Genomic DNA, 25115 nt, shown 5'->3' with positions numbered 1-25115 from the left:
ACCATGCGTTTGAATACCATTCTAGCATTTCTGTTTTTGGTTATCACTACCTCTTGTGCTAACGAAAAGAGGAAACCTCTACCCATTTATAATCCATCTAATTTTAATCCCAAATTAGTGGACAAAAGTCTTCATAATTCAAGTACACATCATACCGTTTTAGATTTTAAACTTATTAATCAGAACGGAGACACCATCACTCAGGACCATTACAAGGACAAGATTTATGTTACTGACTTCTTTTTTACACGCTGTGGAACTATATGTCCCATTATGTCTGATAATATGGCTAAAATTCAAAACGAATTTCTAAATGATGATGAGATTATGTTATTATCGCTTTCGGTCACTCCATATATAGATAGTGTTTCAGTATTACGTGAGTACGCTAATAGAAAAGGCGCCATCGATTCAAAATGGCATTTAACAACTGGACATAAAAAACACATTTATGACTTAGCACGAAAAAGTTACTTTGCTGTTGTAGAACAAGGTGATGGTGGATTACAAGATTTTATTCATACGCCTAATTTTATTTTAGTCGATAAAAAAAAGCAAATTCGAGGGATTTATGATGGTACTCAAGATGAAGACATTGAACAGTTAATAACCGATATAAGAACGCTAAAACATTAATTTTGGATTTCAATTTACTTTAATACGATATCGGTAATCTCTTTCATCTCCCATTTCCACATTATCGATTATATTTGATAAATTTCAATTTTTATCATGGATAACACTATTATTCTAATCATTGCCATTTTTGTTACAGCAGGAATTGGTGTCGTTATTAGGCAGAAGTTTGCACAGTTAAAAAGTAAAAGTGAGAAGAGCACATTAGAAGAACGAAATGCCAATCTTCAACAGCAATTCAATGAATTTAAACACTATGCCGAATCTGAAAATCAAAAGCAAAACCAATATTTTAATCAGCAATTATCTGATTTAAAAGAGACTATTTCTAAGGTTGAAATAGATCGTGAAGCGATTAGAAGAGAGAAAGATTTTTTAAATGCGGAGTTATCTAGACGTAATTCTGAATATGAAAGTCTTGAAAGAGAAAATAAAAACCGTGATGAAGAATTAGTGAAGCAGCAAGAGCAGTTACGTAAGGATTTTGAATTAATGGCTTCTAAAATTTTAGATGAAAAATCGGAAAAATTCACACTTCAAAACAGGGAGAATATTAAAAGTATATTAAACCCACTTGAAGAGAAAATTAAAACCTTCGAGAAAAAAGTTGAGGATACCCAAAAGGAAAGCATCAGCATGCATTCAGCATTAAAAGAGCAGCTTTTAGGTTTAAAGGACTTAAACCAAATTATGGCAAAAGAGGCGACCAATTTAACGAGAGCTTTAAAAGGTGATAGTAAAACTCAAGGTAATTGGGGCGAATTAGTCTTAGAACGTGTCTTAGAAAAATCAGGATTAGAGAAGAATCGTGAGTATTTTGTTCAGCAAAACTTCCAACGCGAAGATGGTAGTCGCGTTATGCCAGATGTTGTATTACATCTTCCGGATTCGAAGAAAATGATTATTGATTCTAAGGTTTCCTTAACCGATTATGAACGCTTAGTGAATGCAGATGACGACGAAAGACCAATGTATTTGAAAGCTCATGTCAACTCTATAAAACGCCATGTAGATCAACTCTCTGCAAAGAATTATCAAGACTTATATGATATAGAATCTCCTGATTTTGTATTGATGTTTATTCCTATTGAACCTGCTTTTGCTGTAGCCATTAATGAAGATAATTCACTTTATAATAAAGCCTTTGAACAAAATATTGTTATCGTTACCCCTTCCACCCTGTTAGCTACCCTTCGTACTATTGATAGTATGTGGAATAATGAAAAACAGCAGCAGAATGCGATGGAAATTGCCAAGCAAGCAGGTGCACTTTATGATAAGTTTGAAGGTTTAGTTACAGATTTAACAGGCGTTGGTAAAAAGATTGATTCGGCTAAAAGTGATTATTCTGCGGCCATGAATAAATTAGTGGATGGCAAAGGAAACCTAATTTCACGTGTTGAAAAACTCAAAAAGATGGGCGCCAAAGCAAAAAAATCACTTCCTGAAAATATCGTAAAACGGGCTACAGAGGACGAATACGACCAGTAGTGCCTGATCTCAGAGCCTTTTCTCTTCGCCTAGCCGTAAATTATCACCACAAAACAATATATTCTTGTTTATCACTTAAAAATGTGATATATTTGAATATCACCTATAATTGTGATATATGAAAACAAGTGTAATTACCGGCGACATCATTAAATCTAGAACTCAAGAAGACACAGAGATCTGGTTATCAACCTTAAAGAAGGCCTTATCTTACTTATGTTCGAATGAAGCTCATTGGGATATTTATCGAGGCGATAGTTTTCAGATAGAATTAAAAGATGTATTTTCAAGTTTTAGTGCGGCCGTTTACATCAAGGCCTGCATTAAAGTTATTCATGGTTTGGACGTAAGGTTGGCTATTGGAATAGGTCAAAAATCCTATAAAGGTAAAAGCGTAAGTGAATCAGGAGGTGATGCTTTTATCTATTCTGGAGAGACTTTAGAAAAATTAAAAAAAGAGAAAGTCAACCTACGCATAAAGTCTAATAACTCTCAAGTTGATAAAGAACTCAATCTCTATTTTAAACTTGCGCTCATTGCGATGGATAGATGGACCGTCAATTCAGCTGAAGTTGTAAAATTAAGTATTGAACACCCTAAAGCCTTGCAAGCTGAATTAGGACAGATTATTGGAATCAATCAGAATGCTATAAGTACAAGACAAAAACGTGCTTATTTAGATGAGATTTTAGAATTAGACAATCTGTATAGAGATAAAATTAAAAGCGCCGTATGATACTTATTTTAAAACTTTTATTAGCCCATCTTATTGGTGACTTCTTTTTGCAACCTCAAAAATGGGTGAAGCACAAGGAGAAACATAAGTTAAAATCGGTTTGGCTGTACGTTCATGTCGCAGTACATTTAGCCCTCATGTTTCTATTCATATGGGACTTGTCTTATACTCCCTTAATTTTAGGTATTGGTTTATTACACTTAATCATAGATAGTTTCAAACTCATATTACAACAAAAGAACAACAAGCGAATTTTCTTCTTTATAGATCAAATTCTTCATATTGCCACCATAATAGGTTTACCAGCTCTTTTCTATTCCAAGACTTATAATTTTGAATTTATACCTAACGATCAACTCCTGCTTTTAATCATCTGCATCGCGTTTTTAACAACACCTGCGTCCATCATCATGAAAATTATTTTTTCAAAATGGAACATTGCTAAGCTCACAAAAGATAACGAATCCTTAAAAGACGCCGGAAAATATATTGGTATTTTAGAACGCTTATTAGTTTTCACTTTTATTGTGGTTGGTCAATGGGAAGCTGTCGGTTTTTTAATTACCGCTAAATCTGTATTTAGATTTGGAGACCTTACGGCATCAAAAGAACGAAAATTAACAGAATACATTTTAATAGGTACTTTAATCAGTTTTGGTATTGCCATTGTGATTAGTTTACTTTACTTAAATTTTAGACTATATGTATAAAACTATTGAAGAATCAAGAATCTTAATTTCAGAACTCATGTTACCCTCTAACACTAATTTTGGTGGTAAAATTCATGGAGGATATATTTTAGGTTTAATGGATCAAGTGGCTTTTGCTTGCGCCTCTAAACACTGCGGAAGTTATTGCGTTACCGCCTCAGTGGATAAGGTAAATTTTATGCAATCTATTGAAGTTGGTGAGCTTGTAACCATGAAAGCTTCTATAAACTATGTAGGGAAATCTTCTATGGTAGTTGGTATACGAGTTGAAGCAGAAAACATTCGAACGGGTGCTAAAAAACATTGTAACTCTTCATATTTCACCATGGTGGCCTTAGATGATAACGGAAAAACCGCAACCGTCCCTGGTTTAAAGCTAACTACAAAGATGGATGCTAAACGTTTTATAAAAGCGATTAAGCGTCGTGAAATGGAGATTAGAAAAGATGATGAATTAAATCAAGTGTATAAAAACGTAGACAACTACCTTGAACAACTGAAGGATTATCGTGTTCAAATTGACTTTAAATAAAAAAAGCTGCTTCATTGTTGAAGCAGCTTTTTTCTTTGTATTATAATCTTTTATTGTTTGATAAATCGCTTAGTCTGTGATTCTATATCGTTAGAGACCTTTACAAGATATACGCCAGTTTTCCAACGAGATACATCGATAGTAGAATCTAAATTCGTAATCACACTTCTATGAACGCGCTTCCCTAAAACATCAAATACTTCAACCGTCATATTATCAAACGATTTTGGTAATTTAATATTCAATCTATTTTTTGATGGATTCGGTGAAATCTTAAACAGACCATCTTGAAACAAATTAAAATTCACTTCAAAACTTGTTCTGACTGGTAACTCATTCTCTTGGTGAGCATAGAAAAAATCAGAACTTAAATGGCCATAAAGCCCTTCCTCTTGTTGCCATGAGTTATCAGCACTCATAGAAGCAAAAGTGAAAATTGAAATAAGTCCGAGTAATATTTTTCTCATTAGTTATGTGCTCTACTAAAGCTAAGTTAGTAATTATTAACGAATAACGATATACCTTTTATCGAAAACTATGCCATTATTTACTCAAATACATTTTTCTTCTTGCGTAAAGATCGTAAAACTGATCGTCCTTTAAGCTATCTATAAATAAGATACTTTCCCCTGTACTTTTCATTTCAGGTCCTAGTTGCTTATTTACATTCGGGAACTTATTAAATGAGAACACAGGTTGCTTAATCGCGAAGCCTTCTAGTTGCGGATTGAAGTTGAAATCAGTTACTTTCTTCTCACCTAACATAACCTTCGTCGCATAGTTCACATAGGGTTCTTTATATGCTTTTGCTATGAACGGAACTGTACGGGAAGCTCTTGGATTCGCTTCAATAATATAAACGATGTCATCCTTGATAGCAAACTGTACGTTGATTAGACCTACTGTATTAAGCGCTAAGGCAATAGTTTTAGTATGATCTCTTATTTGTTGAATTACAAATTCACCTAAATTAAATGGTGGCAGTGTGGCGTTACTATCACCAGAGTGCACTCCACATGGCTCTATATGCTCCATGATTCCAATGATATACACATTCTCACCATCACAAATTGCATCTGCTTCAGCTTCGATTGCACCATCTAAATAATGGTCTAATAACAGTTTATTTCCTGGTATTGACTTTAATAGGTCAATCACATGATGTTCAAGCTCTTTCTTGTTAATCACAATTTTCATTCCCTGTCCACCAAGTACATAAGACGGTCTTACCAAAATTGGAAAGTTTAGTACATCTGCAATTGCCAAAGCTTCCTCTGCTGTTTCAGCAACATCGAATTCTGGATAAGGAATATTGTGCTCCTTTAAGATGTTAGAGAAACTACCTCTGTCTTCAGCTAAATCTAAAGCTTGGTAACTTGTTCCCATAATCTTAATACCATATCGCTCTAATTTCTCGGCTAATTTTAAAGCGGTTTGTCCTCCTAATTGAACAATAACACCTTCTGGTTTTTCATGTTGAATGATGTCGTAAATATGTTCCCAAAATACAGGTTCAAAATATAACTTATCTGCAATATCGAAATCTGTAGAAACCGTTTCAGGATTACAGTTTATCATTATGGTTTCATAACCACATTCCGCAGCTGCTAAAACACCATGAACACAACAGTAGTCAAACTCAATACCTTGACCAATTCGGTTAGGACCAGATCCTAAAACAATAATTTTCTTTTTATCCGTTACAACACTCTCGTTATGAACATATGTCGTTCCATCCGGACGTTCAACTTCACTCTCAAAAGTTGAATAATAATAAGGGGTTTGCGCTTTAAATTCGGCAGCACAAGTATCCACTAATTTAAATACACGATTGACATTAAGCTCTTTACGTTTGTTATACACCTGACTCTCTAAACAATTTAGCATATGCGCTATTTGTCTATCTCCATAACCTTTTTGTTTGGCCTCGAGTAATAGGTCACGCTCAATTGTTTCTATTTTAAAAGTAGAAATCTCTTTTTCAAGTTGAAATAACTCTTCGTATTGTTTTAGGAACCACATATCTATTTTAGTGATTTCATGAATTCGGCTTAATGGGATTCCCATAGCAACCGCATCGTAAATAACAAATACGCGATCCCAACTTGCGTTAGTTAATTTTTCAATGATTGTATCATAATCTCTATAACTCTTCCCGTCTGCTCCTAAACCATTTCTCGAAATTTCTAAAGACTGCGTCGCCTTATGTAGCGCTTCTTGGAACGAACGTCCTATAGACATTACTTCTCCTACTGATTTCATTTGTAAGCCTAAAGTTCTATCAGAGCCTTCGAATTTATCAAAATTCCAACGTGGAATCTTTACAACTACATAATCTAAAGTTGGCTCAAATAAAGCTGAGGTCGATTTTGTAATTTGATTATCTAATTCATCTAAAGTGTAACCAATAGCCAATTTCGATGCGATTTTAGCAATAGGATAACCAGTCGCTTTACTCGCTAAGGCTGATGAACGTGATACACGAGGGTTGATTTCGATAGCAATGATTTCCTCTTCATCATCTGGACTCACCGCAAACTGTACATTACATCCTCCTGCGAAATCACCAATACTACGCATCATATGAATGGCCATATCACGCATTTTTTGATAGGTTTTATCAGAAAGCGTCATTGCTGGTGCCAATGTGATGGAATCACCTGTATGGATTCCCATTGGATCCATATTTTCAATGGTACAAATAATAACAACGTTATCATTCTTGTCACGCAAAAGCTCTAATTCATATTCTTTCCAGCCTATTAATGCCTTATCAATCATAACTTCGTGAATTGGAGAAATTTCCAAACCACGTTTTAATAATTCATCAAAATCTTCTTCTTTATATACAAATGAGGCTCCTGCTCCACCTAAAGTATAAGATGCTCTAATCACTAAAGGAAAACCAAATTCTTGAGCAATTTCTTTACCTTCTAAATAAGAAGTGGCAGTGGCTTGAGGCGCCATACCAACTCCTATTTTCAACATTAATTCTCTAAACTGCTCTCTATCTTCAGTAATATTAATAGCATCGATATCCACACCGATAATATCAACATTAAAGTCTTCCCAAATTCCCTTTTCATCCGCTTCAATACATAAATTTAATGCGGTTTGTCCTCCCATTGTTGGAAGAACAGCATCAATTTGTGGATGCTCTTTTAAAATTTGAATTAAAGATTTTGTAGTTAATGGTAAAAGGTACACATGGTCTGCCATTGTAGGATCTGTCATGATCGTGGCAGGGTTAGAATTTATTAAAATCGTTTCTATTCCATCCTCCCTTAGCGAACGCAAGGCTTGAGAACCAGAATAGTCAAATTCACAGGCTTGCCCTATGACAATAGGACCTGAACCGATAAGTAAAATAGACTTTATGTTGTTGTTTTTTGGCATGTGAGTGTATATTTATTACTGTGGAAAATATTTTTCTTTCTTTGGTTTTGCAAAAATACGCATCAATAGGATACAAAAAAAGGCGTTACACCTAAGTAACGCCCTAATATATTAACAATTGTTAATCATTATTTCTTATGTCTTGTATCAGAAGACACAGACAATCTTTTTCTACCTTTAGCTCTTCTACGTGCTAAAACTTTTCTTCCGTTAACAGAAGCCATTCTTTCTCTGAAACCGTGCTTGTTTCTTCTCTTTCTTTTTGACGGTTGAAACGTTCTTTTTGGCATTGTCTTATATTTTTAAAAACTAATATTCCTTTAAATGAGTTTGAGTCCTCTCTCAAAACTGCGTGCAAATATACAACAAGTTTTTACTTTAGCAAGAAGCAAAAGAAAAATTTTCAGAGATTTTTTCAACTCCATTTGTTGCGTCCACAAAACTACTATTTTACGCTTAATTTTCTGTCCTTATTTCTAGTTTATTTTTTATTTAATCAAAGTTTAAAAGGGTGTCAATCTGCTTTTTTTTAGTTCAATATTAAAAATGAAATTAAATTCTTTGTTTTTATTACCTTTGCGCTCTGTAAAAAAAACACATAGAACTATGTTCAATAAAAATATAAAATTAGTACTAGCCGCTTTAATCATTGGTTACGGTATATATGAGTTCACTCAAGGCGAAATTGGTAATGGTATAATGTACCTTTTATTGTCAACCATCTTTATTTTCTTATACTTTAAGAATGAAATGATTTTGTTAGCCTTTTTAAAATTAAGGAAGCAAGATTTTGAAGGTGCTAAAAAGTGGTTAGATAAAATTAAGAATCCTGAAGGCGCTTTAGTAAAAAAGCAACAAGGTTATTTAAATTACCTTAATGGTATCATGGTTTCTCAAACCAATATGAATGAAGCTGAAGCTTACTTTAAAAAAGCTGTGAACTTAGGGTTATCTATGGATCATGATATGGCTATGGCTAAATTAAACTTAGCTGGAATTGCGTTTTCTAAACGTAGAAAAGCAGAAGCTCAAAAACTTTTAGCTGAAGCAGAGAAATTAGATAAAAGAGATATGCTTGCTGAACAAATAAAAATGATGAAGCAACAAATGAAAAAGGCTATGATACCGAAACAACAATACGGTCAGCCAACCTCGCCAAGACAAAACAGAAGAAGTAGAAGGTAATAATTTATAAGAGTGGAGCCATTAAACGCGCAACAGCTTCGATAAGTTTTGTGCGTTTAGATCGCTTCTGCCATGATTCTAATTCTAGTTTTTCACAATCTTTTAAGTCGTCATTGAAGAATTCTGTTAACTGTCGACTTATGTCTTTATTATAAACTAAGGCATTAATTTCGAAATTTATATTGAAGCTTCTATAATCCATATTGGTTGTTCCTACGGTGCTAAATACCCCATCAACCACCATGGTTTTAGCGTGAATAAAGCCTTTTGTATAGCGGTAAACCTCTACTCCTGCTTCTAAGAGCAACTCCAAATACGAATTAGTAGCATATTCCGCAATCCATGAATCTGATTCTTTTGGAACAATTATTTTAACCTCTTTATTACTTCTAGCTATCACTTGAAGTGCCGTAACAATTTCAGGATTTGGAATAAAATATGGTGTGGTGATATACACATGATCCTCAGCATTGGTGATTCCTATAAATATGGCCTCCATAATATTAGACCAGTCTGTATCAGGACCACTAGCCGCTATTTGTATTGGCACATTTGCCTTACAGTCGTGTTCAGGAAAATAAGCTTTTGATATTTCTGATTGTCCTTCGCTTACAAAATCCCAAGTGGTAAAAAATAAAATTTGCAAGGGCTTAACCGCTTCACCAACTACTCGAAGATGCGTATCTCTCCAATACCTTTCATTATTGGCGTTCACATAACTATCAGAAATATTTACACCACCAATATATCCTATTTTTCCATCGATTACAATAATCTTTCGATGATCACGATAATTCATTTGGCCCGTAAACTTTGAAAATAATACCGGCATAAATGGGTACATTTCAATTCCGCTATCCTTGATTTTTCGCTTCATTTTTGAAGAAATAGAGCTACCTACGTCATCTATAGCGATTCTAATCTTTACCCCTTCTTCAGACTTTTTACATAATATATTAAGAAGTTCCGTTCCTATTTTATCATCTTTTATGATAAAATATTCAAGGTGAATATGGTGTTTTGCAGACGCTAGATCTTCAAACAATAATTCAAACTTATCATCTCCATTTTTAATAAGAGTAACTTCATTATTGATTGTCAACTTAGACTTTTCATTATTATAAAGTAACGGGATGAGTTTTGCTTTTTCATCCAATAAGTCATCTACCACATCAATTTCCTTAGTATCGAGTTCTAATTCTTGTTGAATCTTTTTTACAACCGTTTGATTTAAAACATTCTTTCTACTAAAAATTTTAGACTTTCGATATTCTTGCCCAAAGAGGTAATACACAATAATACCTAAAAATGGAAGCGCCAATAAACCAATAATATAGCTTAATGCTTTAGTAGGGTTCACCTTTTTAAGCAAAATAGTAGCTACTGCAGATAATGCAATTGTATAATTGAGAACAATTAGTATTTGCCAGATATGGTTTTTTACAAATTCCAAAAATTATAATTGGGTATTATAATAGCCTTTTTCAGGTATCTCGATAAGATATTTTTTTCTCGATTTATTGTTTAAGTGCGGTTCACGTAACCATGGGTTATGTAGTTTCAATATTTTATAGTTGATATCAAAACCTTTAGCAAATTGAGCAAAATCAGTTACAGCCGTATCTACTTCTACTTTGTAAGTAGGCACCTTTTTATATAGGTGTGTTTTATCAAAGTTGAAGCCATATTTCTTTGGATGAGAAAGGATTTCCTTTAAAGCCACAATTCTAAAAACATAGCGCCCCGTTTCTTCTCCTAGTAATAAATCATAATAGTCACTCACATCTTGCTCTTTTAGACGTCTTGATACGCCTGCATTACCTGCATTATAAGCCGCTGCAGCTTTAGTCCATGAGCCTAGGTTGGCCTTAGCCTTTTTCAAATAATCACAAGCCACTTCGGTTGCTTTTTCTAAGTTATAGCGTTCATCGACATTAGAGTTTACTTCTAGTCCATTTTCACGACCTGTAGCGGGCATAATTTGCCAAATCCCACTTGCACCTGCAGGTGATTTCGCCGTTTGAACCAAGCCACTTTCAATCACTGCCAAATATTTGAAATCATCAGGAACACCATTCTTTTTCAAAATCGGTTCTATAATTGGAAAATATTTTTGTGCACGTTTAAACATAAGGAGTCCATTAGATTGCCAATACGTATTCACTAACAATTCTCTATCCATGCGCTCATAAATATCAGGATCATTTACAGGAACCTTTTCACCTGCAAAATTTAAATCCTCAGGCATATCTATAGCATACACATTGTAGCTGTTTTCTTTTGAATCTTCTAGTTCTATAGAATAATCTGATGGGGACTTCTCATCAGGTGATTTTTGCATAGAGAAAATGAACAAGCCTGACACACAGACAACTCCAATTAACGCTAAACCATTCTTAATAATTTTCATAATTTTTCTTTTTTATAAATGTAAACAATCTTAGGACAGAATTCAAGTTCAGTCCTCTATAAGTTTTGGTAAATTTTCGTTAAACCATTTATATTTATTGATGATCATAATATGTGTACCTCCCTTGACCACAATACAATTTCCTCCGCAAGAATAAGGGAAGATAGCATCTTTATCTCCATGTATATAAATAGCTTCAGCATGAGCTTCTTCTTGTTCCCAACATACCATTTGCTTAATTGCCCAATCCAAATAAGTCTTATCGTTCACGGAGAGGTATTTTTTATATAAATCTACCCGCTTTTTAACGGTTTCTCCAAATGCGTATTTTGCTAATAAATCGATATTACCCACCAATTGTGTTGGTAGAATCTTATAAGCCTTAGTTATTTTAAGCAATTTTAGTCGTTTTGGCAACTCATAATGAGTTTTAACACTAGACACTACAAACAACTTTTTCACCTTGAGATACTTACTCATTTCCTGCACGAGAACACCACCAAATGAGACGCCTAATAAAACGATATTATCGTGCTTAATAAATTCGCACATGCGTTTGGCATAGTCCTCGAGTGTTTCGGTTTTATTGGGAATTTGCCATTCCAACCAATGAATTGCAAACTTATCTTCTGGCAATTTAATGTATTCAAAAATTGATGGATTTGCAGCCATTCCTGGCATTAAATAAACATGTGTCAAATCGGAATTCATAGGCTTTTTAATTCTTAAATAGGGCGAACTTCAAGTGTTACAAATTAAGGTTTCACATTGATTAAGTGAAACATACGTTGATTTTTTGTACCTTTGCACTGCAAAACTATATAAATTTATAGTTTCTACTCGCCAACCTCCGAATTTAATAAAAAGTAATTATGATGGAAACTGCTGAATTAATTGACAATGATTTTCTGCGTCAATTTGAATTAAATGTTGAAAACGAAATGGCAATTATCGAATACTCTTTACAAGAGCGAAAAATCTTCTTAACAAAAATGATTATTCCTGATGCTATTAGAACTGAACAGCTTGAACTAGATTTTATCGATTTAGTCTTTTCAAACATTAAAGAGCGCAATATAAGCGTGGTACCTACAAGTCCGGACATTGCAAAATTTGTAAGGCGAAACAGAAAATACCAACGAATGCTGCCAGTGGGAATCAGAATATAATTCTTATCCTTATTGAGAATAAAAAAATCCGAAATTGAAAAAGTTTCGGATTTTTTATATTTATTAAGCCGTCAAAGCTTCAACAACATCAAATCTAACTAAACCGTCTTCATCAATCTTTGTTAACCTGATTTTTTGAAGTGTATTTACTAATTCCGGATTCCAAGGCGCTTTTACTTTGACATAATTTTCAGTAAATCCGTGTATATAGCCTTCTTTATTTTCACCTTCAAACAAAACAGTACGTTCTGTATTTATTTGCTGCTCATAAAAGGCTCTACGTTTTTTTGCCGATAAGCCTCTTAGCATTTTACTGCGTTTTGCTCTTACTTTATTTGGAACGACATTACCCATTTCAGCGGCTTCCGTATTATCTCTCTCAGAATACGTAAAGACATGTAAATAGGATATATCTAGCTCATTTAAAAAGTTATAGGTCTCTAAAAATAATTCATCCGTCTCTCCTGGAAAACCTACAATTACATCGACACCAATACAAGCATGCGGCATCACTTCCTTTATTTTTGTCACGCGATCTACATAAAGTTCTTTCATGTAGCGACGTTTCATCTTCTTTAAAATGTCGTTGCTTCCACTTTGCAAAGGCACATGAAAATGAGGAACAAATGCTCTTGACTTAGAAACTAAATCTATGGTTTCGTTCTTTAATAGGTTAGGCTCAATCGAAGAAATCCTTAAACGCTCAATACCTTCTACCTTATCCAATTCCTTAACTAAGTCTAAAAAAGTATGTTCGTGTTTTTTGTTGCCGAATTCACCTTTCCCATAATCACCAATATTAACCCCAGTTAATACAATTTCTTTAATACCTTGTTCTGAAATTTCTTTAGCATTTTTTAGAACGTTTTCCATCGTATCGCTACGAGAAATACCTCTTGCTAACGGAATGGTACAGTAGGTACACTTATAATCACAACCATCTTGAACTTTTAGAAATGCTCTTGTTCTATCTCCAATGGAATAACTTCCAACGTAAAAATCGGCTTCTTCAATTTCACAAGAATGCACTTCACCAAAATCGTTTTTAGTCAGATCATTTAAGTAATCCGTGATCTTAAATTTCTCAGTCGCACCTAGCACTAAATCTACACCATTAACATCAGCCAATTCCTCAGGTTTTAGTTGTGCATAACAACCAATTGCGGCAACAAATGCATTAGGATTAGTTTTCTGCGCCTGCTTTACAATCGTTTTAAATCGCTTGTCTGCGTTTTCAGTTACAGAGCAGGTATTTATCACGTAGATATCTGCAGGTTCTTTAAAATCCACACGATCAAAACCTTCGTCTGAAAAGCTTCTCGCTATAGTAGATGTTTCAGAAAAATTAAGTTTACAACCAAGTGTGTAAAATGCGACTTTTTTTGTTGGATTCATTCTTGTACTTTTACCAAGTTGGCAAATTTACAACATATAAATTATATGCTAAAACTCACACCACTCTTATTCAGTCGAATACTTTGTTGTTCGTTGGTATTAACGATACTCTCTTGTACTTCAACAGAAAAAAACAACAAAGATCATCTCGTATTTAAGTATAATGAGCATAAAAACATTGGGTCTTTAGATCCGGCATTCTCAAAAGATTTAGCAGACATTTGGGCTACGCATCAGCTATTTAATGGCTTAGTTCAGATGGACGATGAGTTAAATGTGATTCCCGCTATTGCCAAGGAGTGGGCTGTTTCAGATAGTGCTACCCGCTACACCTTTCAACTGAGAAAAGATGTTCTCTTTCATAAACATCATTTATTTGGAGCTGATTCAACTCGCCCTGTGACGGCATCAGATTTTGAATATAGCTTCAATCGATTAATAGATAAAAATATTGCATCGCCTGGAAGTTGGGTTTTAAGTAAGGTCGAATCATTTTCAGCCCTTAACGATTCTACCTTTCAAATTAAATTAAAACAACCTTTCCCGGCGTTCTTAGGTTTGTTAACGATGAAATACTGTTCTGTAGTACCAAAAGAAATTGTTGAACATTATGGAACTGAATTTAGATCTCATCCTATTGGCACTGGACCGTTTAAATTTCAACGTTGGGAAGAAAACTTAAAATTAGTTTTTAGACGAAATAACCATTATTTTGAAACCGATTCAACAGGTAAATCTTTACCACACCTTGAAGCAGTCGCCATTACATTTTTACCAGATAAACAAAGTGAATTCCTCCAATTTGCTCAAGGAAAAATTGATTTTGTTTCGGGATTAGATGCCTCCTATAAGGATGAAATCTTAACCGCAGACGGACAGTTAAGAGCTATTTATAAAGAAGATGATGTGAAAATGATACGAGGCCCTTATCTCAACACAGAATATCTCGCTTTTTTCATGGAATCTGAGGTAAACACTATTCAATCCTTAAAATTAAGAAAGGCTATTAATCTAGGTTTCGACCGTAGTAAAATGATGACCTACTTACGAAATGGCATTGGAATTCCAGCACATGGTGGATTTATTCCCAAAGGACTTCCTGGATTTAACGAGTCTATCGGATATTCATACCAACCTGAATTAGCCAAACAACTAGTTGCAGAATATAAAGCTGAAACAGGAATAAGCACGCCTAAGATTACATTGACAACAACGAGTAATTATTTGAGCTTTTGCGAATTTATTCAACGTGAATTACAGAAAACAGGCTTAGAAGTTACGGTTGATGTGATTCCTCCTTCGAGTTTACAAGATGCAAAAGCCAACGGACAAATCGATTTCTTTAGAGCTAGTTGGATTGCCGATTATCCTGATGCTGAAAACTATCTTTCCCTATATTACAGTAAGAATTTTGCGCCAAACGGTCCAAATTATACCCATTATAATCATGTAGAATTCGACCAGATGTATGAGGCCGCTTATTTAGAAACAGACCCTGAATTGCGCGCACAACTCTATACTAAAATGGATTCATTGATTATGTCAAGTGCTCCAATTGTCCCTATGTTTTATGATGAAGTTGTTAGATTTACGCGCAAAAATGTGGAAGGCTTAGGTATTAATCCTACTAATTTATTAGAACTTAAATCAGTCCGTAAGATCCAATGATTTAAACCCTGTAAAGTAATATAAGTCATCACGTCCATTACCACGTAATCGTCTTGAAGACACGTAGCCACTATCTAAATCATCATTTAAATAAAATGAAAAGTCATCACCAATATTATTAATCGGTTCTGGCAACGAAATTGCGACTTGATCTTTATCGTCGGACTCTAAATCATATACGTAAATATCTATTCCACCTTTACCACCACGTCGATCTGATGCGAAATAAAGCTTATTATCTATACTCACAAATGGATAAGTTTCTGTTCGTGGCGAGTTAATACTATCATTTAACCTTTCCAATTCTCCATAACTTCTATGGTCAGTAACAGAAACTTTATATAAATCGGATTTCCCTTTAGTCCCTTCCACATCTGCTATAAAGTACAATGTTGAACCATCTGGACTTAAAGCTGGATGCGCAAAATTGAAATCTGGGTCGCAAAATGGCAAGGTTGTAAAATTAGTCCACCCCCTTCCTTCTACATATTCAGCTCTTTGGATTACAAGATTGAAGGTGTCGTAATCGGCAAGATTATTATAGCCTTTCACCGTATTGTTGGACGTATAATACATGTATTTCCCGTCATTAGAGAAAGCCGTCACCGACATATTAAACTTACTTGTATCGGTCCTATTTATAAGTTTAGCATCATAGATTTCGCCATGTTCATCAACTTTTGCTTCATAAACACCATAAAGTTCTTGTTGAAATCGGTCCCTAATAGGGTTTCCTCTCCGAGTTAATAAATTAGTACTAAAAAACACTATATCACCTACCTTCCTTACAGCAAAATGATCATATTTATCATTTATTTTTAGATTTCTGATTTCAAATTCTTGGCAGAATGAAAAAGCAGATAATAGTAAAAATGGTAGCACTAATTTCATTGGCTAAGATTTATTCTCTTCTATACTGTTTAGTTTCTTCAAAGACATGTTCCAAAATAGCCTTGTCCATATCTGTAAATTCTTCGTTACGTCTTCCCATGACAACTTCCGCTACTTCAAATGCTTTGTTGGTTTTATAAGTTACAAAACCACTACTTCCACCCCAAGAAAAACTAGGAACAAAATTTCGTGGAAAGCCGCTTCCAAAGATATTAGCACTTACGCCAACAACCGTACCTGTATTAAACATGGTATTAATTCCACATTTACTATGATCTCCCATCATCAAGCCACAAAATTGTAATCCTGTTTTGGCAAATCCTCCTGTTTCATAATCCCATAGTCTTACTTCAGCATAATTGTTTTTTAGATTACTATTATTAGTATCCGCACCCAAATTACACCATTCTCCCAAAACTGAATTTCCTAAAAACCCATCATGCCCTTTATTAGAGTAACCAAATATTACAGAATTATTAACCTCTCCTCCTACTTTACTATGCGGCCCTATTGTAGTTGGTCCATAGATTTTAGCACCTAATTTTAATGTTGAATGATCACAAAGTGCAAATGGACCTCTTACTAATGAGCCTTCCATAACTTCCGAATCTCTACCAATATAAATAGGCCCAGAACTCGCATTGAGTGTAGCAAAATTTAAGGTTGCCCCTTTTTCTATAAAGATATTTTCAGGATTCACTGTATTAACACTCGCTGGAATAGGTTCTGATGTTCTATCCTTTGTAATTAGATTAAAATCTTCGATAAGTGCTTCTCCATTTTTTGAGAATATATCCCAAGTATGTTCAATTTTTAGAACTTCACCCTCATACTCAATGGCTTCAAAATCCGAAAAATCCTCATGCTCCTCACCTTCTTTGGAAAAGAAAGCAATAACATCTTCCCCCTTAAAAAGTGCCTGATTTTGTTTTAAATTTTTAACATTCTCAACGACTTCCAAATTTGGTAAAAAAGAAGCATTGATCATGATATTCTCTTCCATTTCAACCATTGGAAATTTCTCAGACAGATAATCCTCCGTAATTGTGGTAGTGGTATAATCCAAATAAGACTCCCATTTTTGACGAATAGTTAAAATGCCCACTCTAATTTCTGCCACAGGACGTGTGTATGTAAAAGGTAAAAGATTATTATGGTAAGGACCATCAAAAAGTATATAGTTCATGTTGAAATTTAGAATTAGATATTGATTATTAGAAGGTTGCCTACAAACAACCTCATTTACTATGAGTATCAAAAGTAGTTTATTTGCTTAAAACAAAAAAGCCTTTCTGATAACAGAAAGGCTTTTTAATATGTTTACGTAAGCAAAGTTTATTTTTTAAACTTAGCGTATTTGTTTTTGAACTTGTCAATACGACCTGCTGTATCTACTAATTTAGATTTACCAGTGTAGTAAGGATGTGATGTTCTAGAAATCTCCAATTTAACTAATGGATATTCAACACCGTCAACTTCAATAGTTTCGTTTGTATCTGCTGTAGACTTAGTTAAGAAAACGTCTTCGTTAGACATATCTTTAAACGCTACAATTCTATAATTTTCTGGATGTATTCCTGCTTTCATCACTAAATGCTTTAAAATAATTCGATTTTTCGAGGTGCAAATTTAATCAATTTTTATAAATCTACAATCTTTTTGATAACTTTTATTTTACTAAAGTATGTAACATTTGCGTAACTTTGACTACTAACTATAAAATTAACATAAAAACCAACTCAATTATGGAAGACAAAGAACCTTCAATTAAACCTATAGCTTACACTTACGGCCTATATTCAGCCCTTATTAGTATTGGGATTTTAGTCATCATGTATGTGACTAATATGGATAAAAGCTGGACGGTATCAATCGTTAGCATTGTTTTAAGTATCGCTATCTATTTTTATGGCATAAAAGCGTTTAAAGAAGCCAATGGAAATTTATTATCAATTGGACAAGCCATAAAAGTTGGTTTAGCCATTGCCGTAATTGGAGGTCTTATTTCAGCAGTGTATTCTTATTTTCATTATGAATTTATTTATCCAGAATTCATAGATATGCAAAGAGAAACAGCGTATAAGCAAATGGTTGAAGCCAATCCTAATATGACGGCAGAACAAATTGAACAATCTTTAGGAATTACAAATATTTTTATGAATTCCACCTTCTTTAGTTTATCTTCAGTTATAGGTTCATTAATATTCGGATTGATTATTTCTGTGATCTTAGGATTATTTATGCGAAAAGACCGCTAAAAGGCTTAAATAAATTCTCTATTTTTGAAAATTAGAAATTTGATTACAACTCTATGGATATATCGGTAGTTATACCATTACTTAACGAAGAAGAATCTTTAAAAGAATTACACGATTGGATTGTATCTGTGATGCAGTCCAATTCGTTTTCTTATGAAATTCTATTTATTGACGATGGCAGTACTGATACTTCTTGGAACGTTATTTCTAATCTCTCAAAAAACAACCCTAATGTCAAAGGCATTCGTTTTCTAAAAAACTTTGGCAAATCTCAAGCGTTGCATGCTGGTTTTGCGCAAGCTGAAGGAGATGTTGTCATTACAATGGATGCGGATTTACAGGATAATCCTGAAGAAATCCCAGATCTATTTAAAATGATTAAAGAAGAAGGTCTTGATCTCGTATCTGGCTGGAAAAAGAAACGTTACGATTCTTATTTTTCTAAAAACTTACCGTCTAAACTTTTTAATTGGGCTGCACGACGAACTTCTGGAGTGAAGCTGAATGATTTTAACTGCGGTTTAAAAGCCTACAGTAATTCTGTTGTTAAGCATATTGATGTTTACGGCGAAATGCATCGCTACATTCCTGTGCTAGCAAAAAATGCAGGTTTTACTAAAATTGACGAAAAGATAGTACAGCATCAAGCTCGTAAATACGGGAAAACGAAATTTGGAATGAATCGCTTTATTAATGGTTTTTTAGATTTAATCACCATTTGGTTTGTTTCACGTTTTGGAAAAAGGCCTATGCACTTATTTGGTGCTTTAGGTGTACTTATGTTTATTATCGGATTTGGATTTGCCATTTATTTGGGCATCGACAAATTATTTATACATCCTACAGGTCGACTCATCACAGATCGTCCACAATTTTACATCTCTTTATCTACAATGATAATTGGATCACAATTCTTCATTGCAGGCTTTTTAGGGGAACTTATTTTACGTTCGAAAAAACAGCAACAACGTTATTTTATTAAAGATCAAATTAATATTAGTTCGTAATTGAATTTGAGTTGAAATAACGCACTTTCAAATTACCATACGAATTGTTTATTTTTGTGATTAAAATTTTCACTCATGATATACATTAAACCAGAAATATTAGAACGCGTTAATACGTGGTTAACCCCAACATTTGACGAAGAATCTCAAAAGCAAATCAAAGAAATGATTGCCTCTAATCCGAAAGAATTAGAAGAGAGTTTCTATAAAGATCTTGAATTTGGAACTGGTGGAATGCGTGGTATTATGGGCTTAGGAACTAATCGCATTAATAAATACACCTTAGGTAAAAATACTCAAGGCTTAAGTAATTATTTGCAGCAAACCTTTCCTAATGAAGATTTAAAAGTTGCCATCGCCTACGACTGTAGACATAATAGTAAAACCTTCGGAAAATTAGTTGCTGATGTATTTTCCGCTAATGGCATCAAGGTTTATCTTTTTGAAGATTTAAGACCAACGCCAGAATTGTCGTTCACTTTAAAGCATTTAAACTGCCATTGCGGAATTGTTTTAACGGCATCTCATAATCCACCAGAATACAATGGCTATAAAGTATATTGGCAAGATGGCGGACAATTAGTTCCACCACAAGATGCTGAAATAATTGCTGAAATAAATAGATTAAAATATTCTGAAATTAAGTTCGAAGCGAATGAGAGCTTAATTCAATACATAGGCAAAGATATCGATGATGTCTTTATCAACGCTTCCGTAAACAATGGAAGTTTTGACACCACTAAAGAAGCAAAAGAAAATTTAAATATTGTTTTCACTTCTTTACATGGAACGTCTATCATTGCAATTCCTGAAACCTTAAAGCGAGCAGGTTATACGAATGTAAATATAGTTGAAGAACAACGCGAGCCAGACGGTGATTTCCCAACCGTAGTATCTCCGAATCCTGAAGAACCAGAAGCTTTAAAAATGGCGATGGCATTGGCAGAAAAAGTCAATGGTGACATTGTTATAGGAACAGATCCTGATTGCGACCGGTTAGGTGTTGTAGTAAGAAATTTGGATAATGAATTGGTAATTCTTAACGGCAATCAAACTATGCTTTTAATGACCAATTTCTTATTGAAGCAATGGAAAAACGAAGGCAAAATAAAGGGTAATGAATTTATTGCTTCAACAATTGTTTCTACACCAATGATGTCGGTAATAGCTGATGCCTACGATGTGGAATGCAAAATTGGATTGACTGGTTTTAAATGGATTGCCAAAATGATTAAAGACTTCCCTAACCTTGATTTTATTGGTGGTGGAGAAGAAAGTTTTGGTTTTATGGTGGGGGATTTTGTACGGGATAAAGATGCGGTAACCTCTACCCTCTTGGCTTGCGAAATTGCAGCACAAGCGAAAGCTAAAGGCAAAACCATGTTTGAAGAATTAATCGACATTTATATAAAACACGGCTTTTATAAGGAACGCTTAGTGTCTTTAACTAAAAAAGGGATTGAAGGCGCTGAAGAAATCAAGCAAATGATGATTGATGCACGAAACAATCCATTAAAAGAAATCAATGGTGAGAAAGTGGTTTTAATAGAAGATTATCAAACCTCTATCGCCAAAAACCTTCAGTCACAAGAAGAAAGCACCTTAGATATTCCAAAATCTAATGTTCTTATCTATTATACCGAAAACGGCTCAAAAATCGCATTAAGGCCAAGTGGTACTGAGCCTAAAATAAAATTCTACATCAGCGTTAATACAGAGTTGGACAATTCGTCAGACTTTAAGAAAACGGAGCAATTGTTGGACGATAGAATTGATGCTATCCTAAAGGATATGAATTTATAATTAATGGATTATATAAAGAAGCTTTCCCGTTTTATTGTTCCTTACAAGCGTTATGCTATACTGAACATCATCTCTAATATTTTTTACGCCTTATTCAGTACATTGGCCATGGTATCATTGATGCCTATGATTAATGTATTATTTGGTGAAAGTAAAAAAATATACACCAAGCCTATTTACAATGGCTTAAGCGGAATCAAAGACTATACCTCTAATTATCTGAATTATATCGTTACAACCACTTCAGAAACTGATGGTCCTCAGAGAGCCTTGCTATATATGATTATTTTAATCATAAGTCTTTTCCTTCTTAAGAATTTGTTCAATTATTTAGCCCTGTTTTTTATCACTTTTCTAAGAAATGGTGTGCTTCGAGATTTAAGGGATGAGATTTATAATAAAGTGATTACTCTTCCCATTTCTTATTATTCAGAAAAAAAGAAAGGTGATATAATTGCGAGAATTTCTGGCGATGTCAATGAAGTTAAAAACTCAATGCTATCCGTTTTAGAACTGATTGTTAAAGAACCTTTAACCATTGCATTTGCTATTATTGCCATGTTTATGATTTCAGTTAAACTGACCATATTCGTGTTCATTTTTATTCCTGTTTCTGGCTTTATAATATCAAGAATTGGAAAAAGTTTAAAACGAAAATCAGACAAAGTACAAAGAGAGCAAGGTTTATTTCTTTCAACTTTAGAGGAAACTTTAGGTGGCCTTAAAGTGATAAAAGGTTTCAACGCTGAAAAACGATTCAATACAAAGTTTCAAGATTCTACAAATAGATTCTATCATTTTTCGAACACTTTAATGAATCGCCAAAATTTAGCATCACCTACAAGTGAATTCTTAGGAATCGCCACCATTGCTGCTTTACTTTGGTATGGTGGAAATATGGTGATGGTTGAACAAACAATTTCTGGAGGTTCGTTTATTGCCTATATGGCCCTGGCTTATCAAATTTTAACACCTGCAAAAGCCATTAGTAAAGCTAGCTATCAGGTAAAAGCTGGAAATGCAGCAGCTGAACGTGTATTAGAAATTTTAGACACGAAAAGCAGTTTAGAAGATCTTCCTAATGCCACTACAAAAACAAGTTTCGATAGTTCTATTGACATAAATAATATTTCCTTTAAATATGAAGATGACTTAGTTCTCAAAAACTTTTCACTCCATGTTCCTAAAGGAAAAAGCGTCGCTTTAGTTGGCCAATCCGGAAGTGGTAAATCAACCATAGCGAATCTAGTAACACGTTTTTATGATGTAAATGATGGTGATATTTCCATTGATGGCGAAAACATTAAAAACATCACTAAGCATTCATTAAGAAGTTTGATGGGATTAGTAACTCAAGACTCCATTTTGTTTAATGATACTATAAAAAGCAATATATTAATTGGTAAAGAAGACGCTACAGATGAAGAAATTATCGAAGCTTTAAAAATTGCCAACGCATGGGAGTTTGTAAAAGACTTGCCTAAGGGAATTGAAACCAATATTGGCGATTCTGGAAATAAATTATCTGGCGGTCAAAAACAACGTTTGAGTATTGCCAGAGCTGTTTTAAAGAACCCTCCAATTATGATTCTCGATGAAGCAACTTCCGCTTTAGATACAGAAAGCGAACGATTGGTGCAGGATGCTCTTGAAAAAATGATGAAAAACAGAACATCGATTGTTATTGCCCATAGACTTTCAACCATACAAAGTGCCGACCAAATTGTAGTAATGCAAAAAGGAGAAATCGCAGAACAAGGCTCACATGCCGAACTTATGACTAGAGATGGCGTTTACAGAAAGTTAGTAGAAATGCAAAGTTTTGAATAAACATACCTAAGCGATTTAAATCAACAAAAAAAGGATGTATCTGATTATACATCCTTTTTCATACAAGCTATCGGCTTTGGGGTAACCGACGAACTTTAATAGGTTAAGCTGGGACAAACTTAGATTAAAATTTTCTACCTTACAAGAAATATATACGCTTTACCGATATTTTTAGCTTTTTAACGAGTGTTTTCCTATGAAATTGTGATAATGGAATTGAATAACACCGATTTATTTTAATTTCAAGTGAATTAAACCTTTATTAATCCAACGAGTCTAAATACAAAAGTTAGTTATTTGAATAAGGAGTTAGAATTCATATTGCGATTACAAGATTCAAAGTCAAAAGATGAGGCCTTTAAAGAATTATTGCAACTCTATAAAGAACGTCTGTATTGGCATATTCGTAAAATAGTTATCAATCATGACGATGCTGACGATGTACTTCAAAATACATTTATCAAGGTTTATCGTGGAATAGATAAATTTAAAGGAGAAAGTAAACTCTTTTCTTGGCTATATAGAATTGCAACCAACGAATCGTATACACACCTAAGAAAAAATGCAAATCGGCTACAAATAACCGATGAAGAACATCAAAACAAAGCTATTAATAATTTAACTGCCGATGTTTATTTTGAAGGTGACGCTATTCAATTAAAATTGCAAAAGGCCATCGCCACATTACCCCAAAAGCAACAATTGGTATTTAACATGCGTTATTTTGATGATTTAAAATATAAAGACATGGCCGAAATTTTAGAAACAAGTGAAGGCGCCTTAAAAGCATCCTATCATATTGCAGCTAAAAAAATTGAAGCATTTTTAACTTCAGATTAAACCTATTAATGAATTTGAAGTCTAATTAATAAAGAACAAACTTGTTTCCAATTTATAGTAAAATGAATTTAGAAAAATTCCTTTCTTAAAAGATATAGATACTGAATCAAGTTCAGCATAAAATGAAAAAAGAAAACTTAAATAATATTACGTCACCTGGATTTAAAACACCAGACCAGTACTTTGAATCTTTTGAAGACAAGCTCTTTGCACGGTTATATAAAAAAGTATCGATGCACGGTGTAGAATCTTCAGGTTATACAGTACCTAAAGACTACTTTAATTCCGTTGAAGAAGCTGTTTTTAATAAAACAAAAACTGAAGATCGTCCTGTTATTCAATTAAAACAAAAAAAAATATTATACTATGTAGCTGGAATTGCAGCGAGTTTGGTACTATTTTTTAGTTTATTTTTTAATCAATCTAATGAATTCTCGATGGCATCTTTAGACTCTATCGACACCTCGAGTATAGAAAGCTACTTATATCAAGAAGAGTATTCTACTGATGAATTGGCAACTTTATTTAAATCAGGTGATATGTCTGTTTCCGATTTTATTGATGTCACGATTACAGAAGAAACGATTAATAACTATTTAGATAATTTAGATACTGAAGACCTTATTTTAGATTAAACTTTTATGTATTATCCACCTAAAAACGAAAAACTTCATATGAAAACCATAAACTCTGTGAGTAAAAAATTATACGTACTACTGTTGGTAGTATTTATCTCCGCAAATGTGTTCGCTCAACATCCGGATAGAGAAAAAATTAAAGCACTTAAAGTTGCTCATATTACGGAGCAGCTAGATTTAACGGAAGCTGAAGCACAAAAGTTTTGGCCTATTTATAATGCTAATAAGGAAGCTGAACATCAATTAAGAGAAGAATCCTCTAAGAGACGTAAAGAACAATCTCTTGACAAGCTTACCGAAAATGAGGCCAAAGCATTGCTTTTAGATATGGAAAAGACAGAAAAACAAAAAGTAGAATTACATTCTAAAATGCTGAATGATTTGTTAACTGTTCTTCCTGCAAAAAAGATAATTAAGCTCTATCAAGCAGAACGCTCGTTCCGTAAAAAAATGCTTGATGAATATCGTAAAAGACATGCCAACAAAAAAGGTGAACGTAAATAAAACATAAAGGAAGCCA

At 33.8% G+C, this 25115-nt stretch carries 25 protein-coding genes; 15 read left to right on the top strand and 10 right to left on the bottom strand.

Annotated features, from left to right (window positions below; translation table 11 throughout):
• Nucleotides 1–3: 3 nt before the first annotated feature.
• From DFQ11_RS09895 to DFQ11_RS09875, 5 genes are all read left to right on the top strand, one after another.
• The gene (locus DFQ11_RS09895; RefSeq protein WP_110475724.1) at nt 4–636 is read left to right on the top strand and encodes an SCO family protein; all 633 of its coding nucleotides are present in this window, start codon (nt 4–6) and stop codon (nt 634–636) included.
• Between the two features lie 96 nt (nt 637–732).
• Entirely contained in the window at nt 733–2127 is a 1395-nt protein-coding gene (rmuC, locus tag DFQ11_RS09890; protein WP_110475723.1) for a DNA recombination protein RmuC, read from the top strand.
• A 118-nt stretch (nt 2128–2245) separates the two neighbouring features.
• Complete coding sequence (locus DFQ11_RS09885; protein ID WP_110475722.1) at nt 2246–2863, top strand: transcriptional regulator; 618 nt, start codon at nt 2246–2248, stop codon at nt 2861–2863.
• Complete coding sequence (locus tag DFQ11_RS09880; protein ID WP_110475721.1) at nt 2860–3573, top strand: DUF3307 domain-containing protein; 714 nt, start codon at nt 2860–2862, stop codon at nt 3571–3573. Before DFQ11_RS09885 ends, DFQ11_RS09880 begins: the two co-directional genes overlap by 4 nt.
• Entirely contained in the window at nt 3566–4105 is a 540-nt protein-coding gene (locus DFQ11_RS09875; protein ID WP_110475720.1) for an acyl-CoA thioesterase, read from the top strand. The genes DFQ11_RS09880 and DFQ11_RS09875 overlap by 8 nt, the downstream gene beginning before the upstream one ends.
• Nucleotides 4106–4155: 50 nt before the next feature.
• Here DFQ11_RS09875 and DFQ11_RS09870 read toward each other — a convergent pair whose 3' ends face one another.
• From DFQ11_RS09870 to rpmH, 3 genes are all read right to left on the bottom strand, one after another.
• The gene (locus tag DFQ11_RS09870; protein ID WP_110475719.1) at nt 4156–4572 is read right to left on the bottom strand and encodes a T9SS type A sorting domain-containing protein; all 417 of its coding nucleotides are present in this window, start codon (nt 4570–4572) and stop codon (nt 4156–4158) included.
• Between the two features lie 76 nt (nt 4573–4648).
• Nucleotides 4649–7501 carry a carbamoyl-phosphate synthase large subunit gene (gene carB / locus DFQ11_RS09865; protein ID WP_110475718.1) on the bottom strand — a complete coding sequence of 951 codons (2853 nt, stop codon included), beginning with the start codon at nt 7499–7501 and terminating at the stop codon, nt 4649–4651.
• Between the two features lie 128 nt (nt 7502–7629).
• Complete coding sequence (rpmH, locus tag DFQ11_RS09860) at nt 7630–7791, bottom strand: 50S ribosomal protein L34 (RefSeq protein WP_110475717.1); 162 nt, start codon at nt 7789–7791, stop codon at nt 7630–7632.
• A 316-nt stretch (nt 7792–8107) separates the two neighbouring features.
• On the opposite strand from rpmH, the gene DFQ11_RS09855 reads away from it, so the two are divergent.
• Nucleotides 8108–8686, top strand: a complete 579-nt coding sequence (locus DFQ11_RS09855; RefSeq protein WP_110475773.1) for a tetratricopeptide repeat protein — start codon at nt 8108–8110, stop codon at nt 8684–8686.
• 4 nt (nt 8687–8690) lie between these two features.
• Here DFQ11_RS09855 and cls read toward each other — a convergent pair whose 3' ends face one another.
• The 3 genes from cls to DFQ11_RS09840 are packed head-to-tail and all read right to left on the bottom strand — an operon-like array spanning nt 8691 to nt 11807.
• Complete coding sequence (gene cls, locus DFQ11_RS09850; protein ID WP_110475716.1) at nt 8691–10139, bottom strand: cardiolipin synthase; 1449 nt, start codon at nt 10137–10139, stop codon at nt 8691–8693.
• Between the two features lie 3 nt (nt 10140–10142).
• Nucleotides 10143–11096 (bottom strand): lytic transglycosylase domain-containing protein, encoded by a 954-nt coding sequence (locus DFQ11_RS09845; RefSeq protein WP_110475715.1) that lies wholly within the window; start codon nt 11094–11096, stop codon nt 10143–10145.
• A 48-nt stretch (nt 11097–11144) separates the two neighbouring features.
• Nucleotides 11145–11807 (bottom strand): alpha/beta hydrolase, encoded by a 663-nt coding sequence (locus DFQ11_RS09840; protein WP_110475714.1) that lies wholly within the window; start codon nt 11805–11807, stop codon nt 11145–11147.
• Nucleotides 11808–11968: 161 nt separating this feature from the next.
• Between DFQ11_RS09840 and DFQ11_RS09835 the strand changes: the two genes are divergently transcribed.
• Nucleotides 11969–12265, top strand: coding sequence for an N-acetyltransferase (locus DFQ11_RS09835; protein ID WP_110475713.1), 297 nt, complete (start codon nt 11969–11971; stop codon nt 12263–12265).
• Nucleotides 12266–12328: 63 nt separating this feature from the next.
• On the opposite strand, the gene mtaB is transcribed toward DFQ11_RS09835, so the two are convergent.
• Entirely contained in the window at nt 12329–13660 is a 1332-nt protein-coding gene (gene mtaB / locus DFQ11_RS09830) for a tRNA (N(6)-L-threonylcarbamoyladenosine(37)-C(2))-methylthiotransferase MtaB (RefSeq protein ID WP_110475712.1), read from the bottom strand.
• A 45-nt stretch (nt 13661–13705) separates the two neighbouring features.
• Here mtaB and DFQ11_RS09825 point away from each other — a divergent pair, with 45 nt between their 5' ends.
• Nucleotides 13706–15328: an ABC transporter substrate-binding protein gene (locus DFQ11_RS09825; protein ID WP_110475711.1), complete on the top strand. Its 1623-nt coding sequence runs from the start codon at nt 13706–13708 to the stop codon at nt 15326–15328.
• On the opposite strand, the gene DFQ11_RS09820 is transcribed toward DFQ11_RS09825, so the two are convergent.
• From DFQ11_RS09820 to DFQ11_RS09810, 3 genes are all read right to left on the bottom strand, one after another.
• Nucleotides 15308–16219, bottom strand: coding sequence for a TolB family protein (locus DFQ11_RS09820; protein WP_110475710.1), 912 nt, complete (start codon nt 16217–16219; stop codon nt 15308–15310). The genes DFQ11_RS09825 and DFQ11_RS09820 overlap by 21 nt on opposite strands.
• A 10-nt stretch (nt 16220–16229) precedes the next feature.
• On the bottom strand, nt 16230–17405 hold the full coding sequence (locus DFQ11_RS09815) for a GlmU family protein (RefSeq protein WP_110475709.1): 1176 nt from the start codon (nt 17403–17405) through the stop codon (nt 16230–16232).
• 149 nt (nt 17406–17554) lie between these two features.
• Nucleotides 17555–17806, bottom strand: a complete 252-nt coding sequence (locus DFQ11_RS09810) for a type B 50S ribosomal protein L31 (RefSeq protein WP_110475708.1) — start codon at nt 17804–17806, stop codon at nt 17555–17557.
• A gap of 158 nt (nt 17807–17964) precedes the next feature.
• Here DFQ11_RS09810 and DFQ11_RS09805 point away from each other — a divergent pair, with 158 nt between their 5' ends.
• The 7 genes from DFQ11_RS09805 (at nt 17965) to DFQ11_RS09775 (ending at nt 25099) form a co-directional block, all read left to right on the top strand.
• Nucleotides 17965–18477: a DUF4199 domain-containing protein gene (locus DFQ11_RS09805; RefSeq protein WP_146221522.1), complete on the top strand. Its 513-nt coding sequence runs from the start codon at nt 17965–17967 to the stop codon at nt 18475–18477.
• A gap of 53 nt (nt 18478–18530) precedes the next feature.
• Nucleotides 18531–19484: a glycosyltransferase family 2 protein gene (locus tag DFQ11_RS09800; protein WP_110475706.1), complete on the top strand. Its 954-nt coding sequence runs from the start codon at nt 18531–18533 to the stop codon at nt 19482–19484.
• 75 nt (nt 19485–19559) lie between these two features.
• Nucleotides 19560–21287: a phospho-sugar mutase gene (locus DFQ11_RS09795; RefSeq protein WP_189343012.1), complete on the top strand. Its 1728-nt coding sequence runs from the start codon at nt 19560–19562 to the stop codon at nt 21285–21287.
• 3 nt (nt 21288–21290) lie between these two features.
• Nucleotides 21291–23117: an ABC transporter ATP-binding protein gene (locus DFQ11_RS09790; protein ID WP_110475705.1), complete on the top strand. Its 1827-nt coding sequence runs from the start codon at nt 21291–21293 to the stop codon at nt 23115–23117.
• 297 nt (nt 23118–23414) lie between these two features.
• A complete protein-coding gene (locus DFQ11_RS09785; protein ID WP_110475704.1) occupies nt 23415–23957 on the top strand; it encodes an RNA polymerase sigma factor in 543 nt (180 codons plus the stop codon).
• Between the two features lie 122 nt (nt 23958–24079).
• The gene (locus tag DFQ11_RS09780; protein WP_110475703.1) at nt 24080–24592 is read left to right on the top strand and encodes a hypothetical protein; all 513 of its coding nucleotides are present in this window, start codon (nt 24080–24082) and stop codon (nt 24590–24592) included.
• A gap of 39 nt (nt 24593–24631) precedes the next feature.
• On the top strand, nt 24632–25099 hold the full coding sequence (locus DFQ11_RS09775) for a Spy/CpxP family protein refolding chaperone (RefSeq protein WP_146221521.1): 468 nt from the start codon (nt 24632–24634) through the stop codon (nt 25097–25099).
• Nucleotides 25100–25115 lie beyond the last annotated feature (16 nt).

Source organism: Winogradskyella epiphytica (genome assembly GCF_003217215.1).
In the GTDB taxonomy this organism is placed as follows: Bacteria; Bacteroidota; Bacteroidia; order Flavobacteriales; family Flavobacteriaceae; genus Winogradskyella; species Winogradskyella epiphytica.
The sequence above is the reverse complement of the archived record's forward strand: the minus strand, read 5'-3'. Positions and strand labels throughout refer to the sequence as shown.

What these genes read in the sequence shown, in the direction of transcription:
- DFQ11_RS09895 (WP_110475724.1), top strand. Translation starts at nt 4, where the DNA reads ATGCGTTTGAATACCATTCTAGCATTTCTGTTTTTGGTTATCACTACC.
- rmuC (WP_110475723.1), top strand. Translation starts at nt 733, where the DNA reads ATGGATAACACTATTATTCTAATCATTGCCATTTTTGTTACAGCAGGA.
- DFQ11_RS09885 (WP_110475722.1), top strand. Translation starts at nt 2,246, where the DNA reads ATGAAAACAAGTGTAATTACCGGCGACATCATTAAATCTAGAACTCAA.
- DFQ11_RS09880 (WP_110475721.1), top strand. Translation starts at nt 2,860, where the DNA reads ATGATACTTATTTTAAAACTTTTATTAGCCCATCTTATTGGTGACTTC.
- DFQ11_RS09875 (WP_110475720.1), top strand. Translation starts at nt 3,566, where the DNA reads ATGTATAAAACTATTGAAGAATCAAGAATCTTAATTTCAGAACTCATG.
- DFQ11_RS09870 (WP_110475719.1), bottom strand. Translation starts at nt 4,572, where the DNA reads ATGAGAAAAATATTACTCGGACTTATTTCAATTTTCACTTTTGCTTCT.
- carB (WP_110475718.1), bottom strand. Translation starts at nt 7,501, where the DNA reads ATGCCAAAAAACAACAACATAAAGTCTATTTTACTTATCGGTTCAGGT.
- rpmH (WP_110475717.1), bottom strand. Translation starts at nt 7,791, where the DNA reads ATGCCAAAAAGAACGTTTCAACCGTCAAAAAGAAAGAGAAGAAACAAG.
- DFQ11_RS09855 (WP_110475773.1), top strand. Translation starts at nt 8,108, where the DNA reads ATGTTCAATAAAAATATAAAATTAGTACTAGCCGCTTTAATCATTGGT.
- DFQ11_RS09845 (WP_110475715.1), bottom strand. Translation starts at nt 11,096, where the DNA reads ATGAAAATTATTAAGAATGGTTTAGCGTTAATTGGAGTTGTCTGTGTG.
- DFQ11_RS09840 (WP_110475714.1), bottom strand. Translation starts at nt 11,807, where the DNA reads ATGAATTCCGATTTGACACATGTTTATTTAATGCCAGGAATGGCTGCA.
- DFQ11_RS09835 (WP_110475713.1), top strand. Translation starts at nt 11,969, where the DNA reads ATGATGGAAACTGCTGAATTAATTGACAATGATTTTCTGCGTCAATTT.
- mtaB (WP_110475712.1), bottom strand. Translation starts at nt 13,660, where the DNA reads ATGAATCCAACAAAAAAAGTCGCATTTTACACACTTGGTTGTAAACTT.
- DFQ11_RS09825 (WP_110475711.1), top strand. Translation starts at nt 13,706, where the DNA reads ATGCTAAAACTCACACCACTCTTATTCAGTCGAATACTTTGTTGTTCG.
- DFQ11_RS09820 (WP_110475710.1), bottom strand. Translation starts at nt 16,219, where the DNA reads ATGAAATTAGTGCTACCATTTTTACTATTATCTGCTTTTTCATTCTGC.
- DFQ11_RS09815 (WP_110475709.1), bottom strand. Translation starts at nt 17,405, where the DNA reads ATGAACTATATACTTTTTGATGGTCCTTACCATAATAATCTTTTACCT.
- DFQ11_RS09810 (WP_110475708.1), bottom strand. Translation starts at nt 17,806, where the DNA reads ATGAAAGCAGGAATACATCCAGAAAATTATAGAATTGTAGCGTTTAAA.
- DFQ11_RS09805 (WP_146221522.1), top strand. Translation starts at nt 17,965, where the DNA reads ATGGAAGACAAAGAACCTTCAATTAAACCTATAGCTTACACTTACGGC.
- DFQ11_RS09800 (WP_110475706.1), top strand. Translation starts at nt 18,531, where the DNA reads ATGGATATATCGGTAGTTATACCATTACTTAACGAAGAAGAATCTTTA.
- DFQ11_RS09795 (WP_189343012.1), top strand. Translation starts at nt 19,560, where the DNA reads ATGATATACATTAAACCAGAAATATTAGAACGCGTTAATACGTGGTTA.
- DFQ11_RS09790 (WP_110475705.1), top strand. Translation starts at nt 21,291, where the DNA reads ATGGATTATATAAAGAAGCTTTCCCGTTTTATTGTTCCTTACAAGCGT.
- DFQ11_RS09780 (WP_110475703.1), top strand. Translation starts at nt 24,080, where the DNA reads ATGAAAAAAGAAAACTTAAATAATATTACGTCACCTGGATTTAAAACA.
- DFQ11_RS09775 (WP_146221521.1), top strand. Translation starts at nt 24,632, where the DNA reads ATGAAAACCATAAACTCTGTGAGTAAAAAATTATACGTACTACTGTTG.